Genomic DNA, 17009 nt, shown 5'->3' with positions numbered 1-17009 from the left:
GAAATTATAGAAGTAAGTTAAGAAATGAAATTAAAAGACATTGAAAAACCCGTTTACCGTAAACACCTCAATATTATTATTGTCAGCTTTATTGCTAGTTTGCTTATTTTAGCTTTGGCTTACGGACAAGCTTTGATCATGCTATTTGCTGATGTTGGCAATATAACCCCGGAGCCGGCAGTTAAAGCGGCAGGTGAGTTGACAAAGGATGGCGCCGCATCAGAAAGTAATTTTAGGTATAATTTTATTGGGGTATTATTGGCATTATTAACCTGTGTTTTTGCTTTGCATCGCCTACGAGCCAGTGCATTTTTTAGTGAAGTGTATTATGTTTGGCAAATTAAGCAGCAACAAAACGCGATATATCGTAAACTGAAAAAAATAAAATCCGCCGCTGCCAATGACAATGTTAATGCACTGATTATTTTAAATTTTTATTATGCCAGTTTAAAGCAAATTTATTTATTAGATGACAACACCTTAACCATGTCTAAACTTGATAAAGATATTAGTGAATTGAATACGCGAATAGCAAATAAAAATTTAACACTCTCTACCGATCAGTTTAATAAATCACTGTTGGCAGATTACTAAAATACCCATGTGAGTGATATGCCCTGAGAGGTTCGATTACTTTAGGCCGCAATAACCTAGTCCAAACAGTAGCCTTTTACCTTAATAAGGCCGTAGCATAATTTATAGTAAGGGTTCTTATATCAGTGCTGTAAATTGTACGAACTGATTAAATGATCACTCAGTATGAACAAAGCTCATTTTTTATCTTAAGGTTAACACCTGAGCTTGTCATTGAATAAAAATACAGGGAAATATACCGCGAATGAAAAAGTTAAAAAATGAAGCTGAATTATTGAAAAAAGCCATTGTTATTGGTGAAGGTTATGCGAAAAATCGTGGCTATAAAGGCTTTTCAACCACTAACGCCGCAAAGGACAAAATTGAAAGCTTATATCGATTATTGGTCAATGATAAACTTATTCAACCTTTGCCAAAAGATGCTGAAGACTTGGCCAGCATGAAACATAAGTTATCGTTATGGATTGCCAAACAGTTACCCGCAGATCATCCGTTACTGAAATAACGAGGCATTTATCTCAGGCGCTAACTTAGCGGGCATAATGCTTAGCTTAGATTAGTGGCTTTGATATGAGTGCCGTGTTCATCGTAACGTTTTTACAGTACATTTTTTAGAGTACTTTTTATAGTACATCCTTGATAGTCATAGAGAAGCAAACAAGTTATATGAATCGTAAAAAGAAAATTAACCAAGCCTTAAAATCAAAAGTTAAGAAAATGAATGCTAAGTTGCAAAACTCCAGCAAGCCTAAGTATGTTTCTAAGGCCGACCGTGTGGCTGTGGCAGAAAAAGAAGCTGAAACTCATTTAGCTGATTGCACAGAAAACTCGCCTGAAAATGTTGGTGATAGTGCTGTGGATAGCGTTACTGATAGTGGCTCATAATAAGCTATAAATTATTAACATGTGCACAAAATTAGCAAGGTTAAAACCGACTAAATACGACTTACAAAATAGTACCCAAGGCGATACCATCACCCGTAGGTACTATGTAGGTTGGACTTTAGTCCATCAAGTTAAATGAAATTTAACCCTGTTGGCATAGGTACAGAGCGATAAAACAATACACAACTGTAGATTTTTGTTGGTCCATCAGATTTATCACTCGCTTAACGATTGACGGACTAAAGTCCGACCTACAAAAAATTACCCAACGCTAAATGATCACTAAACGTGACATTATCACCCGTAGGCCTTATGTAGCGTGGACTTTAGTCCATCAAGTTAAATGAAATTTAACCCTGTTAGCATAGATACTGAGCGATAAAACAATACACAGCTGCAGATTTTTTTGGTCCATCAGATTAATCACTCGCTTAACGATTGACGGACTAAAGTCCGACCTACAAAAAATTACCCAACGCTAAATGATCACTAAACGTGACATTATCACCCGTAGGCCTTATGTAGGGTGGACTTTAGTCCATCAAGTTAAATGAAATTTAACCTTGTTAGCATAGATACTGAGCAATAAAACAATACACAGCTGCAGATTTTTTTGGTCCATCAGATTAATCACTCGTTTAACAGTTTACGGATTGAAATCCAAATAACAAAAAATCAGCCAGCACTTTACCACTTTTTACGCGCTACAAATGGCTTGTGCTGTTCAGCTTTATGGGTTTGATTATAAATTTTTCGATGAACATTTTTACCCATTAAAATTCTAATTTGATAATAAGACTCACGAAATAACGCCCAACCTTTGCTACCTTGCCAACTCTTGTTATAAAGCTTTTTATTGGCTGCGATCGCGTCAGGTGATTGTTGCATTAAAGTAAGGGCGAAGGTGTGTGCATCGGCTAGAGGACTTGCTGTGATTTCAGTGACTAAATTTAAGGCCAGCGCTTGTTGGCCGGTAAACGCTTCTGCCGTCATAGCGAGCTTTTTTGCTTGATCAATCGCGAGGAGGTCGCGCAATGCTATTGTGCCGCCCATATCAGGTATTAAGCCCCATTTACCTTCTAGGATAGATAATGAGCTGTCTGGTGTAGCAAACCTAAAATCTGCTCCTAAGGCTATTTGTAAGCCGCCGCCCCAACATCGGCCATGAATAGCGCAAATAACGGGTACGGGAATATCCTGCCAACCGGTAGACACCACTTGCGCTAAGTTTGCATGCCAAGGTAAGACCTTAAATAGCAGTTTGATCATGCTCATTGGCGATTTCATGATAGATTTAACATCTAAGCCAGAGCAAAAGTCGTCGCCATTACCTGATAAAATAACCGCACGAATGTCACGGTTTTTACGCAGTGTTTTTATCGTCTGCCGAATGGCGATAAACATTGGCATATCTAAGGCATTAAGCTTATCCGCACGATTAAGTTTAACGTGGGCAATATTATGGGTGATCTCTACACTTACGCGTTGCTCAGTCATGGCTGTCCTAGCTCAATAGCCTATTAGGCTATAAATATTATGCTAACGTTATTTGATGGTATGACCAGTACCATAGCGAAAGCGTTTATTAATGTCTACATTGAGTTAGCTTTGTCTAAGCTGAAAACTTGTAAAAGTAGAGAATTTATCGCACATTGTTAGCTGAGCTGGTTAGCCGATAGGGTTAGCATATATTTTTAGCACCTGATTATTGTGGCAATATTATACAAAGCGTTGCAACGATATTACATCAAACATTACGGCGAAATCACATGAAAAACAAATTATTGTTATCAACTGTTTTAACCTTAGCAAGCGTGCCGCTATTTATGCATGCTGCTGCGCAAGCTCACCAAGAGCCGGTTTTTGCTATCGCTATACACGGCGGCGCAGGCACAATAAATAAAAGTAAAATGACTACAGAAAAGCGTAACGCCTATGAAACTAAGTTAAAACAAGCGCGTGATGCCGGTTATGCTCTGTTAGCAGATGGAAAATCTAGTCAAGCGGCTGTTATTGCCGCTATTCAAATATTAGAAAATTCGCCATTGTTCAATGCCGGCAAGGGCGCAGTTTACACTTTTGATGGAGAGCATGAACTTGATGCCTCTATAATGAACGGTAAAACCTTAAATGCCGGCGCTGTATCAGGAGTGAAAACCATCAAAAGCCCAATAGCGTTAGCTGAAGCCGTGATGGAAAAGTCGGTGCATGTCATGCTCAGTGGCGAAGGGGCGGAAGTTTTTGCGCAACAACAAGGCTTAGCAAGTGTTGAAAATAGCTATTTTGATACCGATGCAAGATACCAGTCGTTATTAAAAGCTAAAAAGCAGTTAGTAGAGCAAGAAAAAACGCTGGAAAACTTTCAAGCTGCTCATCAAACACTAGGTAATGAATATAAATTTGGCACAGTGGGCGCGGTTGCACTGGATAAATCAGGTACATTAACAGCAGGTACTAGCACAGGCGGCATGACCGCGAAACGTTTTGGGCGTATTGGTGACGCACCCATTATTGGTGCGGGTACATACGCGAATAATGACAGCTGTGCTGTTTCAGCAACGGGTCACGGTGAATATTTTATTCGCTATCATGTCGCCGCAGATATCTGTGCGCGTATGCAGTATCAGGGCATTAGTCTTGAGAAAGCCGCAGACGTAGTGATAAATGATGTTTTAGTTAAAGCTGGCGGCTCAGGTGGTATTATCGCGATTGATACGGCGGGTAATATTACTATGCCATTTAATAGCACAGGTATGTATCGCGCGAGTAAATCGTCAAATGGTGCAGAATTTATTGGGATATTTAAAGATGATTAAAAAATTGATGATTTTGAATACGAGACTTATTTCAAAAAACAGATTGGTTTTAAAAAATAGATTGGCTTCAAAAAAAATAGTCGTTGCAAAAAATAGCGTGACTTCGACAGCTTCAATTACCTCAAGGCGTTTTATTAATTGGCCTCACATAAGCCACTTGAAAACCTTGCTAGGCTTATCTATCGCTATGGTACTTGTTGGCTGTTCAGATGACGTGGGTAAAGTTAGCCTAGGATTATTTACCACAAAAGACGTGGTCATCAACGCTAAGCAAGACCCGATTGTCACTGGGGTAACATGTCATATTAGTCATGTGGAAGCCGATTTAGATTTTTCTGATCCATCAGATATGAGTATTGCTTGTCGACAAACGGGTGAAATATCCGCGCAAGCTTTAGCAAAAATTGATCGTTCAAAAAATGGTGAAGTAGTCTTTAAAGAGTCAAAAAGTATTTTATTTAAAAGCTTAAAAGTCAGACGTATTTATGATGCTGAAAATAAAAGCCTTATTTACCTGTCTTATTCAACGAAAGAGTCGTCTGGCAGTCATCATCATTCATTATCAACAGTGCCTTTATACAATACTAAAGCTTGGCAATGGGCCTTGGCTCAAGATGTGAAAAACTAGATGTTTAAGACCTTTAACTGATGAAAGTGAAGCATTAACTTGTGGGATATAACCCATGTTAACTTTTGATTTTATTTGTAGTGTTGTTTACTTAACAACCCATAAAATCAAAGCGTAAAGATTTAAAAAGTAGTATAAATTATGTTAGCAAAACTGTTTAGTCCGAAAGAAATTATTGATGAAAATACCCAGAATTGGATATTTGATACCTTTGCATGGGCCATTGAAAATTTTGAAATTAATGTGCTTAAAAATGATAGTCGTTTAATACTACCGACCAATGAGTTTTATCCTGGCAAAGTTAGCAGTATTGATGAAATGGCTCAAGCTATGTTCATCAACACCAAAAACTATGCGGGCATGCAAAAGTGGCCGATACAACTTTCATCAGCCACACCAGCATCAAATACTGCCATTGAAGATTTGAGTTTAGGGCCAATTATTCGAGGCGATCATGCTGAGGTTGCCATAAGCAATGGCAATGGAGCCTTAATACTGGGATTTACGCCAAACCAGGTGAATCAACCACAAGACTTAATTGCCGCTATTAGCCAAACACTGGCCAGTATTTTGGTGATTTCAAACAAGGTTATGCCGCCAGGAGGTAAAGAATATTTACCCCAAGCGACAGATCTTGTTGCTTGTTTTATGGGCTTTGGTGTTATTTTTGCCAATACAGCCTATCAATTTAAAGGTGGTTGTGGCGCTTGTAATAATGCCAGTTTAAACCGCCAAGCGGCATTAACCGAACCTGAAACTTTATATGCATTGGCTCTTTTTTGCGTTTTAAAAAAAGAGCCAATGAAAAATGTTAAAGGCCATCTAAAGTCACATTTGAAAAAAGATTTTGTTAACGCTTATAAAAGCATTGAACAATCACTTTTAAGCACGACACAACCGGCCTTATTAGCTTTGGTAAGTGAATAATTTACAAAAGCTAAAAAACTAAAAAGGTGAAAAGTTTTGACTCTATAGCACGACCGGGCTGTTAGGTTATGAAGTCAACGGTTTAGGGGGAGAGAGAAAGTTAGTACTTTAGTCAAAATTGCTTTTATGGGGGTTTATCTAACGTATAGCTATTTTTTACCTTTTGTAGGTCGGACTTTAGTCCGTCAACGGTTAAGCCGGCAATTAACGCGATGGGTTAACAAACCTCTGCAACTAGGTGTGATTTCTGTTGTTTAGAATTTTGTTAAAGATAGTTAAATTGCATTTAACTTGATGGACTAAAGTCCAACCTACAAAGGCCCAGATAAAACTTACGGGTAATTGCGTAGCGTTTGGCGATTTTTTGTAGGTCGGATTTTAGTCCGTCAACGGTTAAGCCGGCAATTAACGCGATGGGTTAACAAACCTCTGCAACTAGGTGTGATTTTTGTTGTTTAGAATTTTGTTAAAGATAGTTAAATTGCATTTAACTTGATGGACTAAAGTCCAACCTACAAAGGCCCAGATAAAACTTACGGGTAATTGCGTAGCGTTGGCAATTGTTTTGTAGGTCGGACTTTAGTCCGTCAACGGTTAAGCCGGCAATTAACGCGATGGGTTAACAAACCTCTGCAACTAGGTGTGATTTTTGTTGTTTAGAATTTTGCCAAAGATAGTTAAATTTCATTTAACTTGATGGACTGAAGTCCAACCTACAAAGGCCCAGATAAAACTTACGGGTAATTGCGTAACGTTTGGCGATTTTTTGTAGGTCGGATTTTAGTCCGTCAACGGTTAAGCCGGCAATTAACTCGATGGGTTAACAAATATCTGCAACTAGGTGTGATTTGTGTCGTTTAGTATTTTGCCGAAGATAGTTAAATTGCATTTAACCTGATGGACTAAAGTCCAACCTACAAAGGCCCAGATAAAACTTACGGGTAATTGCGTAGCGTTTGGCAATTTTTTTGTAGGTCGGACTTTAGTCCGTCAAGCGTTTAGCCAGCGGTTAATCTGATAGGTTAACTCAGATCTGCCGCGGGTATTTTTATTTGGCTATGTGTTGAGCAAGGTTAAATTGCATTTAACTTGATGGACTGAAGTTCAACCTACATCAGGTCTACAGGTGATTAGATAGCGTTGGGCAATTGTTTTTTAGGTCCAACTTCACTCCGTCAACCGTTAAGCGGGCAATTTTCAAGTAGAGCGGGTATATACTTATTCATTTGCCATTGCTTACCTGTTAATATAGCTTCTTTGTTATCTGTTTTGAGTCTGTCTTGTCTACTGCAATCACCGCAACTTCCACTGCTACTAAAAAAGCTAATAAAAACGTTACCGTAAAATCCCTTTTCAACCTTTTAGAGCAGGTTAAATTATCTGATAAAACGCGCATTAAAAAGCGCTTATTGGGTGTTAAAAGTATTACTGACCAGAGTAAGCAAGAAAAAAGCTTACAGCAAATAGCGGCATTGATTGAACAATCGATAGAAAATAAACAACTTCGTCTCGCTAACGTACCTAAATTTAGTTACCCGGAAGCTTTACCGGTTTCACAAAATGTTGATGTTATTGCTAAAGCTATTGATGAAAATCAAGTGGTTATTATTGCGGGCGAAACTGGCTCAGGTAAAACCACCCAAATTCCGAAAATATGTTTGCAGCTTGGGCGTGGTATTGACGGTATTATTGGACATACTCAACCCCGACGTATCGCTGCTAGAACGGTAGCAAACCGTATTGCAGAAGAACTCAACACCAAATTAGGTGACGCCGTTGGCTATAAAGTGCGCTTTAATGACCAAGTGGGCAAGCAAAGCTATATCAAATTAATGACTGACGGTATTTTGTTGGCAGAGATGCAAAAAGACCGTTTGTTACGCCAATACGACACCTTGATCATTGATGAAGCGCATGAACGTAGTTTAAACATTGATTTTATTCTCGGTTATTTACGCCAAATTCTCCCTAAACGTCCTGATCTAAAAATCATCATTACTTCGGCAACCATTGACCCTGAAAAGTTTGCCAAACATTTTTCCAGTGCTGCTGGTGTTCCTGCGCCCATTATTGAAGTATCGGGTCGAACTTTTCCAGTTGAAATGCGTTATCGGCCCCTGAACGAGGCAAGTGATGAAAGCAATGATGATGGCGATATTATTTCAGGGATTCTTAATGCGGTTGATGAGTTAGGCGCCGATGACAGTGGCGATATATTAGTGTTTCTCAACGGTGAACGAGAAATTCGAGATACCGCACGCTCATTAGAAAAAGCAAACTTACGCCACACTAATGTGCTGCCGCTATATTCTCGTTTAACCGTTGCCGAACAAAATTTAATATTTAAACCCCATACTGGCCGTAATATAGTGTTAGCCACCAACGTTGCTGAAACCAGTTTAACCGTGCCGGGTATTAAATATGTTATTGACCCAGGCACCGCAAGAATTTCTCGCTATAGTTACCGCACCAAAGTGCAACGCTTGCCGATAGAGGCTATTTCTCAAGCCAGTGCTAACCAGCGTGCTGGTCGTTGTGGCCGTGTATCGTCAGGGGTCTGTATTCGTCTTTATTCAGAAGAAGACTTTTTAAACCGCCCTGAATTTACCGACCCTGAAATACTGCGCACTAATTTAGCGACCGTTATATTGCAAATGTTGTCCTTAGATCTAGGCGAAATTGCTGACTTTCCATTTGTTCAACCACCAGATAATCGCAATATTACTGATGGGGTGAAGTTATTAGAAGAGCTGGCCGCGATAGACGCGAAGGCAAATAAAGTGACCTTAACGCCAATAGGGCGCTCTTTAGCAAAATTCCCTATTGATCCCCGTTTAGCTAAAATGATTTTAACTGCGTCAGACTTAGGCTGTATTGAACAAATATTCATTATTGTCAGTGCCTTAAGTATTCAAGACCCACGTGAACGCCCACACGAAAAGCAACAAGCAGCAGATGAAAAACATAGCCGTTTTAAGAACAAAGAATCTGATTTTGTTGGTTTATTAAAACTGTGGAGTTATGTTGAAGAACAACAAAAGCAACTAACCAACAATCAATTTCGTCGCATGTGTCAAAAAGAATTCTTGTCCTATGTGCGTATTCGAGAGTGGCAAGACATCTACAGTCAGCTAACGCATTCGTTACGCGAGTTAAAAATTCCGATGAGCCGCATCGAAGTAGACTTATCAGAAGAAGCTGAAAAAAGCGCCACTAATCCAAATGTAGATATTGTGCATCAAGCGATATTGTCAGGTTTACTCAGTCATCTAGGTCAACAAGATGAAAACCGAGAATATAAAGGCGCACGTGGCAGTACCTTCTTTATTTTCCCAGGCTCTGCCTTAGCTAAAAAATCGCCTAAATGGTTAATGGCGGCAGAGCTAGTTGAAACCAGCCGTTTATTTGCCCGTATGGCCGCGAAAATTGACCCTTTGTGGATTGAACCCCTGGCTCAACATTTAGTTAAACGCAGCTACAGTGAACCGCATTGGGAGAAAAAGCAGGGCGCTGTGATGGGCTTTGAGCAAGTATCACTCTACGGCCTGATTATTGTTGCTAAGCGTAGTGTGCACTTTAATCAAATTGAACCTGATACCTGTCGTGAAATTTTTATCCGCGAGGCGTTAGTTAACGGTGAAAGCACGATTAAAGAGGTATTTTTAAAAGATAATCGTCAATTAGTGAATGAAATTGAAGCATTAGAGCAAAAAGCTCGACGCAGAGATTTTTTGATTGAAGAGCAACAGTTAGTTGATTTTTATACCGAAAAACTACCAGAGAACGTTAATTGTCAACGCAGCTTTTTAGCATGGTGGAAAAAGCAAAAACAAGCCGACGCCAAACTATTAAACTTTACCAAAGCCTTTTTGTTAAAAGAAAGTGCGGTTAAGTTATCGGCCACTGAATATCCTGAAACCTGGCAGCAAGGCAGTTTAACCTTACCGCTGAGTTATCATTTTAACCCGGGGGATGTCGACGACGGTATCAGTGTTTTGATACCGCTAGGGATATTAAATCAAGTGGAAAACATTGGTTTTGATTGGTTGATCCCCGCTTTACGGCTTGAACTTATTACGGCATTAATTCGAGCTTTACCTAAAGCATTAAGGCGTAATTTCGTGCCTGCGCCTAATTACGCCGAAGCTTGTTTAGCGGCAATAACTAACGCTGATGTAGCATTAACTACCGCCATTGAAAAACAGTTGTTAAGAATGACCGGTGCTCGTCTACCTGAAGACGCTTGGCAAGGTTTAGCGCTAGTACCGCATTTATCGATGAATTTTAAAATTGTTAATGAACATGGCAAATTGATCCAACAAGGTCGCAAGCTTGACGAATTAAAAGACAGTTTACAAGGTAAGGTGCAAGCGTCGATTAAAAAGGTCGCTGACAAAGGTATTGAACGGAGTAATATCGACCAGTGGGACTTTAAAAGCTTGCCAAAAAGCTATGAAAAGAAAGTCGCTAATATCACCATAAAAGCCTTTCCAGCTTTGGTGGATAAAAATAAGTCTGTTGCTATCGAGTTATTTGAACATGAAAGTTTAGCTGAACAAGCCATGCTTGACGGGGTCAGTCGACTTGTTTTACTGAGCATACCGTCGCCAATAAAATATTTGCAGGAAAAGTTACCCAATAAAGCTAAATTAGGGCTGTATTTTAATCCCTTTGGTTCGATAACTGATTTGTTAGATGACTGTATCCTTGCTGGCTGTCAATTTTTAGTTAACGAATACGGCGACTTACCTCGTGCTCAAGCAGAGTTTGAAGCCTGCAAAGAACATGTTCGTGCAGAAATTGCAGATTGTGTCTTAAGTGCGGCGATTAAAGTCGAGCGAGTATTAAGTCTGGCACATGATGTACGCAAAAAAATGAAAGGCAAAATGTCGTTAAATGTTGTGCAATCTCATGGTGATATTAAAAGCCAATTAGAGGCCCTAGTTTTTAAGGGCTTTATCACTAAAGCGGGATACCAGCGTTTGGATGATATTGCCCGTTATTTAAGCGCCATGTTACGACGATTAGAAAAGTTGCAAATAGACTCTAACCAAGACCGACTGAAAATGTTAGAGCTTGAAAAAGTGCAAAAATCATTAGATACAGTCATTGCTCAACAACCTAAGGGTCAACCAATAAGTAAAGCCTTAATACAAGGTTATTGGATGATAGAAGAGTTGCGGGTATCACTTTTTGCACAAAATTTAAAAACACCTTTTCCAATTTCAGCTAAAAGAATATTGAACTACATCAAAGAACATGCATAATTTTAGTACAATAATTTGACAGTTATCGTTACCATGAGTATAAATGAAAGTGTACTAACGATAAAAATACAATGGAGTAGTGATGGCTAATTACGATGATAAACGGAACTTTTATCGCATGATGTTAAACAGTGAAGTAACCTTGACCATTATTGACGATGAAGCTAATAGCAAGGCTTTAGTCACATGTCGTGATTTAAGTGCAACGGGTATAGCGATTGAGATGCAGCACCCATTAGAAATAAATACAGCGGTGCGTATCAGTGTTCAGTCGGTCAACAATGCTGTGCTACCCTTAAATGCTACAGGCAAAGTAGTGAGAGTAACGGAAGATAGCGCAAACTGTTATTTGATTGGCGTTAATATTACTGAGATTGATTAAGTCAGCGGAAATTAGTAGCTAGAAAAAGTCCAGCTGCTCTTATTAAGCTACTAATATTTAGCCACTAATAGCTAGTGGCTAAATATTGCTTTATATAGTCAAGTTACTCAACTTGGCAGACCAAACCTTTAAGATAATAACCTTCAGGGTAATTTGACGATACCGGATGATCCGCGGCTTGGTGTAATCGATCAACAAAGTAAGCATTTCTTTTCGCGTCTAATGCCCCATCAGCAACCACTTTTTGAAATAAACTTGATTCCATTAAACCAGAGCAAGAAAAAGTTAACAAAATACCATTAGGGTTAAGCAACTGCATTGCTAACATATTGATATCTTTGTAGCCACGACATGCACCTGTTAGTTGAGCCTTTGATTCAACAAACTTAGGTGGGTCGAGAATTATCATGTCAAAGGTACGTTTTTCTTCACGGTATTGACGCAATAATTTAAAAACATCCGCTTTAACGAATGAGATGTTTTTATCTTCTAACTGATTAAGCTCAACGTTTTTCTTGGCTAAGTCTAATGCTGATTCAGACACATCAACATTAATGACTTCTTTAGCGCCGCCCGCTGCACAATGTAGCGCAAAAGTGCCGGTATAAGAGAAACAGTTTAATACACTCTTATCACGGGCATATTTACCTGCAGCAAGACGAGATTCACGTTGATCTAAATAAAAACCTGTTTTATGGCCTTTAGCCACATCAACATGAATTTTAATACCGTATTCTTCAATAATACACTCTGTTGATGCTTGTGGTTCAGTTAACCAACCTGTTACTGGCTCTAAACCTTCTTTTTTGCGCACATCAACATCTGAACGCTCATAAATATGGCAACCCGGATAAAGTTCTTTAAGGCATTCAACTAAGGTATAGCGGTGCAAGTCTGCTCCGGCGCTCAGTAATTGGCAAACAATTAAGTTGTCGTATTTATCTATGGTGATACCGGGCAGGCCATCAGACTCGCCAGCAATAAGTCGATAGCCGGTTAAACCGTCTCTTTCGATAAACCAGTCGCGTCTTTTTTGCGCACTTAACAATTTATTACGAAAAAAGCTGCTATCAATTTCCTCATCAATATCAAAACTCCAAACCCGAATTCTAATTTGAGATTCTGGAGAATATGCGCCTTTAGCGAGCCAGTTGCCTTTGTTGTCATAGACATCAACCGTGTCACCAAGTAATGGGTTACCTTTAATTTTGTTAATTGCTTGAGAAAAAATCCAAGGATGTTTTCGGCGTAATGATTTCTCACGAGCAACTTTTAAATAAATTCTTGCTGACATAGGCCTATACTTATAATTACAATAATAATGGCGCGAGTGTAGTCAATGCATGGCGAGGGTGCAATGGTCAATTTTAACTATTTTTCATTTCAAAACTTTGATGGGAATGAAAGTTAACAATAACAATAACAATAGCAATAAGCTTAATTTAAGGTGAAAAATAATGGATGTAAGTTACATGGCACATGTCAGTGGCAAGGTTCAAGGCGTTTACTTTCGGGTTTCTAGCCAACAGGTTGCGATTGAGCATAGTTTAAGTGGTTACGCGCGTAATTTAACTAATGGCGATGTAGAAGTGCTACTGTGCGGTGAAGAGAAAAATATTGATAAAATGCTAAAGTGGTTAGCAAAAGGTCCTCCAGAAGCACAAGTGGTGAAGGTTGACGTTAAGCAAGTACCATTTCAGGAACATAATTTTTTTTCGATTAGCTGAACTTCTACCTTTATCACGTTGGTATTTAAGGTTAATTAAGGCAAACTAGTTATTATAATAAACCGTGGATAAAAGGAAATAAATTGCGTTATATAGCCATTAATGATCAACAGCAGTTAAGTCTAGATGAAACTGACAAGCCAGCAATAGGTGACGATGAATGCTTAATCAAAGTCAGGGCTATTGGTGTTAATCGCGCAGATATTTTGCAAAAAAAAGGCCAGTATCCACCTCCGCCTGGTGAATCAAGCATACTCGGCATTGAAGCTTGTGGTGAACTTGTGGCTATTGGCGGGCTACAAACTAGTTGGAATGTTGGCGATAAGGTTTTTGCTATTGTGCCTGGTGGCGCCTACTCAGAATACGTTAAAGTCAAAACCGATCACTTAATAAAGTTGCCTGAAAACTTAAGCTATGCCCAAGGCGCGGCAATAGCCGAAGTTTATTTAACCGCTTATCAATGTTTATTTTCCATCGCTAACTTACAGCCAAATGCTAAGGTACTTATTCATGCCGGCGCTAGTGGTGTAGGCACGGCGGCTATTCAACTAGCTAAACAGCTTAATTGCTCAGTAACCGTTACTGTCGGTCATGAAGACAAAGTAGCAGCTTGTAAAGCACTGGGCGCGGATGAAGCGATAAATTATCACGAAACTGACTTTGTGACTTGGGCAGTACAACAAAAACACAGCTATGACGTTATTATCGATGTGGTTGCCGGCGAGTATCTTAACAAAAACATTAAGGTATGTGCGCTAGATGGTCATATTGTTATCTTGTCCATGCTAGGTGGCCGTTTTGCGGAAAATATTGATGTCGCTAAAATGCTTGCTAAGCGTGTAAATATTCATGCCACCACATTACGTAGCCGAAGTAATGAATATAAAACCCAGTTAATTAAAGCATTTACGCAAGACTTTTATCATTGCCTTGATGTGGGCTCAATCAGCCCAGTTATTTACCAACAATATAGCTGGCATGAGGCAGAAGTTGCCCATCAGGTTATGTTGAATAATGAAAATATCGGTAAACTAATACTCACTGTAGATTAGTGCTATTAGCATTAGTTTTCGACGGTCAGTTCAGTGCTTAAACTGCGTACTTTAATATTAACCCCCGTTGTAACTAGGTTTTGAAAAAAGTCATAAATTTGGCAGGATGAAAGTTGTTTACAGATAATTTCATACTTTAAAATGGCCGGTTTGTGACTTTGCAGTGCCGCCTGATTCAGCCAATAAAGTGCTTTGCTGAGGTTTTTTTCTACGTATTGTCCATTAATATACATTTGTGCAAGGTTCACTTGTCCTTGTGCAAAGTTGTAGTTTGCAGAGGTAGTAAATAACTCAAATGCTTGTTTTAAATTGGTTTCACTGAACCGCTGGTTAAGGAAAGCCTCACCCGTTAAATTCTCTCGTCGACCTTGAATAAAAATATTACTACGATATTTTCTTGGCTCAGGCCCTACGCGCTGTCCTAAAAGTTTGTCGTTAATAGGTCGCATCGCTTGATAAATAGCACCGGAAGCCAATTTTTGTTGAATTTCATGATGGTTATAATCAAAGCGCTTAGCTTCAAAGTAGTCTTTATAAGTTAGCTGGCCATAATAAATACTATTGATTGTCGCGTGTTGGTTGGGATAATAAAAACTGCCATAAACTAAGGTAATAATGTCACCTGTGATATCAACTACTTTGGCAATACGATATTTTTCATTGGGTCTTAGGTTATGGCTGACTATACGAAAATTAAACAAATAAATATCATTGATTTTTGGTGCTGCTACTATTTGGCGGGTTTGTTGTTGATCACGATTGGTTTGATAAATAACATAATAGCTATAATAGGCCAGAAAAAATAATACGGGGATTAATAATGATTTTTTTGAAGCTATAAAGTGCTTAAATGTCGGTATAAAAGCCGATAGTTTGAGTCGCTGAACTTGTTCGTTGTTACTATTTTCAACCCTACTTACTTTAAACATTATATATCCCTATAAAGATGAATTAGCCTGACAAACTCTATTAGCAAACTATCATGAACTCTAACATCTTCAATGGCAATATTATTAACATCTTGGAAATGCTGGCTAAATAAATAGAGTCAAGACAGTAAGTACTAGGTGTCGTAAACCCAGCACTTTGGACTAGCGTGGTCTATCCAACATCTATAACAGAACAACAATTACCTTCAAATAGGGCTTTGATTTCCTCATTTAGCGTTGGGTGATTTTTTCTGTCGGTTTTTTGTAGGTCGGACTTTAGTCCGTCAACTGTTAAGCGGGCTAATAACAAGATAGGACCAACAAACATTTGCAGCAGGAATTTTTTCGCTCGGCATTTATAACAAACACAGTTAAATTTCATTTAACCTGATGGACTAAAGTTCAACCTACATTGAATCCACATAAAGCCTACGGGTGATAATGTAATGTTGGGTACTTGTTTTTGTCGGTGTTTTGTAGGACGGACTTCAGTCTGTCAAATGTTAAGCTGGCTAATAACGTGATGGGACCAACAAAGATTTGCAGCAGGTATTATTTTTTGCTCGTACGTATTAATGCTAAAGAAGGTTAAATTTCATTTAACCTGATGGACTAAAGTCCAACCTACATTGAATCCACATAAAGCCTACGGGTGATATGTAGCATTAGGCAATTGCTTTGTCGGTGTTTTGTAGGATGGACTTTAGTCTGTCAACTGTTAAGCTGGCTATTAACGTGACGGGATCAATAAACATTTACAGCAGGTATTATTTTTTGCTCGTTCGCATTGATGCGCAAGAAAGTTAAATTTAACTTAACGTGATGGATAAAAGTACAATCTACATTTTTAGTTAACCATCTTAACTATCTTAACCAACATATTGAAAGCGTTTAAGCTGCTTTCCATCTCTTTCAATGATTTCATCAAACATAGCAAGTGGCCTAACCCAAATCGCTCTTTCACCGTATTCAGGTTGATAAACCACCATGGTTTCTTCAGTTTCACTGTGGGTTGCTAAGTGTAGTACTTGGTAAAAATTACCTTTAAAATGTTGATAACGTCCGATTTTTAGCATGAATAATCTCATTGTTTCTAGTTTGTTAGTTTTGTCGACCATTGTTGTGAAATTTTACTGTCACTGGCTTTGGCTTCTAACCATTTACTGCCTTCACTGGTTAACTCTTTTTTCCAAAACGGGGCTTTGGTTTTTAAAAAATCGATAAGAAATTCACAAGCAGCAAAGGCCGCTCTTCGATGTGGGCTCGTGACACCAATAAAGACAATTTGTTCGCCAAGGGTTAAATCGCCAACGCGATGAATAATAGTCACCTTATTAAGCGGCCAGTGGTCGCGCGCTTCAGCCTCTATTTCACTCAATACCTTCTCTGTCATGCCAGGGTAGTGCTCTAGCGATAACCCTTGCACTCCAAGCCCTTCATTAAAGTCTCGAACTTTACCAACAAAAGTTACTACAGCGCCATCTTGGTTGTCATCTGCGAGTTTTTGATACTCATCTGCAACAATAAAATCATTCTGTTGTACGTTGATCATATTAGCCTCCGGTAACAGGAGGGAAAAAAGCGACTTCATCACCGGCATTGACACTATGTGACCAATCGGTGATCTGCTGATTAACCGCAACAAGTAAGCTATCAGCCGACATAACTTTGGCCCATAAATCATCTGTGTTAGCGAGTTGTTGTCGAATTAGCTCTGTTGTCATATTTTCACTGGCCAATATTTGCAAGCTATCGGTGGATAATTGTTCGCGTAGGCGAGCAAAAAACAAAACTTTTATCAT

General features: G+C 38.9%; 16 protein-coding genes. 10 read left to right on the top strand and 6 right to left on the bottom strand.

All coding sequences use genetic code 11. The features are described 5' to 3' along the window. Positions 1-24: 24 nt before the first annotated feature. The 3 genes from H4J41_RS00805 (at position 25) to H4J41_RS00795 (ending at position 1479) form a co-directional block, all read left to right on the top strand. A complete protein-coding gene (locus tag H4J41_RS00805; RefSeq protein WP_182135518.1) occupies positions 25-594 on the top strand; it encodes a DUF3087 family protein in 570 nt (189 codons plus the stop codon). Between the two features lie 244 nt (positions 595-838). Then, on the top strand, positions 839-1099 hold the full coding sequence (locus tag H4J41_RS00800; protein ID WP_182135519.1) for a DUF5062 family protein: 261 nt from the start codon (positions 839-841) through the stop codon (positions 1097-1099). Positions 1100-1260: 161 nt separating this feature from the next. Beyond that, on the top strand, positions 1261-1479 hold the full coding sequence (locus H4J41_RS00795; protein WP_182135520.1) for a DUF2986 domain-containing protein: 219 nt from the start codon (positions 1261-1263) through the stop codon (positions 1477-1479). A gap of 687 nt (positions 1480-2166) precedes the next feature. On the opposite strand, the gene H4J41_RS00790 is transcribed toward H4J41_RS00795, so the two are convergent. After that, entirely contained in the window at positions 2167-2976 is an 810-nt protein-coding gene (locus H4J41_RS00790) for a crotonase/enoyl-CoA hydratase family protein (protein WP_182135521.1), read from the bottom strand. A gap of 272 nt (positions 2977-3248) precedes the next feature. On the opposite strand from H4J41_RS00790, the gene H4J41_RS00785 reads away from it, so the two are divergent. The 5 genes from H4J41_RS00785 to H4J41_RS00765 all read left to right on the top strand — a co-directional run bounded on the left by H4J41_RS00785 (position 3249) and on the right by H4J41_RS00765 (position 11499). Continuing rightward, positions 3249-4295, top strand: a complete 1047-nt coding sequence (locus tag H4J41_RS00785; RefSeq protein ID WP_182135522.1) for an isoaspartyl peptidase/L-asparaginase family protein — start codon at positions 3249-3251, stop codon at positions 4293-4295. A 187-nt stretch (positions 4296-4482) separates the two neighbouring features. Further along, positions 4483-4923 carry a CreA family protein gene (locus H4J41_RS00780; RefSeq protein WP_182135554.1) on the top strand — a complete coding sequence of 147 codons (441 nt, stop codon included), beginning with the start codon at positions 4483-4485 and terminating at the stop codon, positions 4921-4923. Positions 4924-5064: 141 nt separating this feature from the next. Continuing rightward, entirely contained in the window at positions 5065-5850 is a 786-nt protein-coding gene (locus H4J41_RS00775; RefSeq protein ID WP_182135523.1) for a hypothetical protein, read from the top strand. Positions 5851-7130: 1280 nt separating this feature from the next. Continuing rightward, positions 7131-11117, top strand: a complete 3987-nt coding sequence (hrpA, locus tag H4J41_RS00770; protein WP_220460833.1) for an ATP-dependent RNA helicase HrpA — start codon at positions 7131-7133, stop codon at positions 11115-11117. 82 nt (positions 11118-11199) lie between these two features. Next, positions 11200-11499, top strand: a complete 300-nt coding sequence (locus tag H4J41_RS00765; protein ID WP_182135524.1) for a PilZ domain-containing protein — start codon at positions 11200-11202, stop codon at positions 11497-11499. A gap of 103 nt (positions 11500-11602) precedes the next feature. Here H4J41_RS00765 and H4J41_RS00760 read toward each other — a convergent pair whose 3' ends face one another. Next, the gene (locus tag H4J41_RS00760; protein WP_182135525.1) at positions 11603-12793 is read right to left on the bottom strand and encodes a class I SAM-dependent methyltransferase; all 1191 of its coding nucleotides are present in this window, start codon (positions 12791-12793) and stop codon (positions 11603-11605) included. 163 nt (positions 12794-12956) lie between these two features. Here H4J41_RS00760 and H4J41_RS00755 point away from each other — a divergent pair, with 163 nt between their 5' ends. Then, positions 12957-13226, top strand: coding sequence for an acylphosphatase (locus tag H4J41_RS00755; protein WP_182135526.1), 270 nt, complete (start codon positions 12957-12959; stop codon positions 13224-13226). 83 nt (positions 13227-13309) lie between these two features. Further along, positions 13310-14278 (top strand): NAD(P)H-quinone oxidoreductase, encoded by a 969-nt coding sequence (locus H4J41_RS00750; RefSeq protein ID WP_182135527.1) that lies wholly within the window; start codon positions 13310-13312, stop codon positions 14276-14278. An 11-nt stretch (positions 14279-14289) separates the two neighbouring features. Here the strand turns inward: H4J41_RS00750 and H4J41_RS00745 are convergent, their stop codons facing one another. The 4 genes from H4J41_RS00745 to moaD all read right to left on the bottom strand — a co-directional run bounded on the left by H4J41_RS00745 (position 14290) and on the right by moaD (position 17009). Further along, positions 14290-15207, bottom strand: coding sequence for a tetratricopeptide repeat protein (locus H4J41_RS00745; RefSeq protein WP_182135528.1), 918 nt, complete (start codon positions 15205-15207; stop codon positions 14290-14292). 869 nt (positions 15208-16076) lie between these two features. Then, positions 16077-16283 (bottom strand): DUF1653 domain-containing protein, encoded by a 207-nt coding sequence (locus H4J41_RS00740; protein WP_182135529.1) that lies wholly within the window; start codon positions 16281-16283, stop codon positions 16077-16079. A gap of 17 nt (positions 16284-16300) precedes the next feature. Further along, on the bottom strand, positions 16301-16759 hold the full coding sequence (gene moaE, locus H4J41_RS00735) for a molybdopterin synthase catalytic subunit MoaE (RefSeq protein ID WP_182135530.1): 459 nt from the start codon (positions 16757-16759) through the stop codon (positions 16301-16303). Position 16760: 1 nt separating this feature from the next. Next, on the bottom strand, positions 16761-17009 hold the full coding sequence (gene moaD / locus H4J41_RS00730; RefSeq protein ID WP_182135531.1) for a molybdopterin synthase sulfur carrier subunit: 249 nt from the start codon (positions 17007-17009) through the stop codon (positions 16761-16763).

The sequence above is a fragment of the Colwellia sp. MB3u-45 genome, assembly GCF_014077005.1.
In the GTDB taxonomy this organism is placed as follows: domain Bacteria; phylum Pseudomonadota; class Gammaproteobacteria; order Enterobacterales; family Alteromonadaceae; genus Cognaticolwellia.
The sequence above is the reverse complement of the archived record's forward strand: the minus strand, read 5'-3'. Positions and strand labels throughout refer to the sequence as shown.

Bases quoted from the DNA above. Each gene is read 5' to 3' on its own strand.
- H4J41_RS00805 (WP_182135518.1), top strand. From the start codon at position 25: ATGAAATTAAAAGACATTGAAAAACCCGTTTACCGTAAACACCTCAAT.
- H4J41_RS00800 (WP_182135519.1), top strand. From the start codon at position 839: ATGAAAAAGTTAAAAAATGAAGCTGAATTATTGAAAAAAGCCATTGTT.
- H4J41_RS00795 (WP_182135520.1), top strand. From the start codon at position 1,261: ATGAATCGTAAAAAGAAAATTAACCAAGCCTTAAAATCAAAAGTTAAG.
- H4J41_RS00790 (WP_182135521.1), bottom strand. From the start codon at position 2,976: ATGACTGAGCAACGCGTAAGTGTAGAGATCACCCATAATATTGCCCAC.
- H4J41_RS00785 (WP_182135522.1), top strand. From the start codon at position 3,249: ATGAAAAACAAATTATTGTTATCAACTGTTTTAACCTTAGCAAGCGTG.
- H4J41_RS00780 (WP_182135554.1), top strand. From the start codon at position 4,483: ATGGTACTTGTTGGCTGTTCAGATGACGTGGGTAAAGTTAGCCTAGGA.
- H4J41_RS00775 (WP_182135523.1), top strand. From the start codon at position 5,065: ATGTTAGCAAAACTGTTTAGTCCGAAAGAAATTATTGATGAAAATACC.
- H4J41_RS00765 (WP_182135524.1), top strand. From the start codon at position 11,200: ATGGCTAATTACGATGATAAACGGAACTTTTATCGCATGATGTTAAAC.
- H4J41_RS00760 (WP_182135525.1), bottom strand. From the start codon at position 12,793: ATGTCAGCAAGAATTTATTTAAAAGTTGCTCGTGAGAAATCATTACGC.
- H4J41_RS00755 (WP_182135526.1), top strand. From the start codon at position 12,957: ATGGATGTAAGTTACATGGCACATGTCAGTGGCAAGGTTCAAGGCGTT.
- H4J41_RS00745 (WP_182135528.1), bottom strand. From the start codon at position 15,207: ATGTTTAAAGTAAGTAGGGTTGAAAATAGTAACAACGAACAAGTTCAG.
- H4J41_RS00740 (WP_182135529.1), bottom strand. From the start codon at position 16,283: ATGCTAAAAATCGGACGTTATCAACATTTTAAAGGTAATTTTTACCAA.
- moaE (WP_182135530.1), bottom strand. From the start codon at position 16,759: ATGATCAACGTACAACAGAATGATTTTATTGTTGCAGATGAGTATCAA.
- moaD (WP_182135531.1), bottom strand. From the start codon at position 17,009: ATGATAAAAGTTTTGTTTTTTGCTCGCCTACGCGAACAATTATCCACC.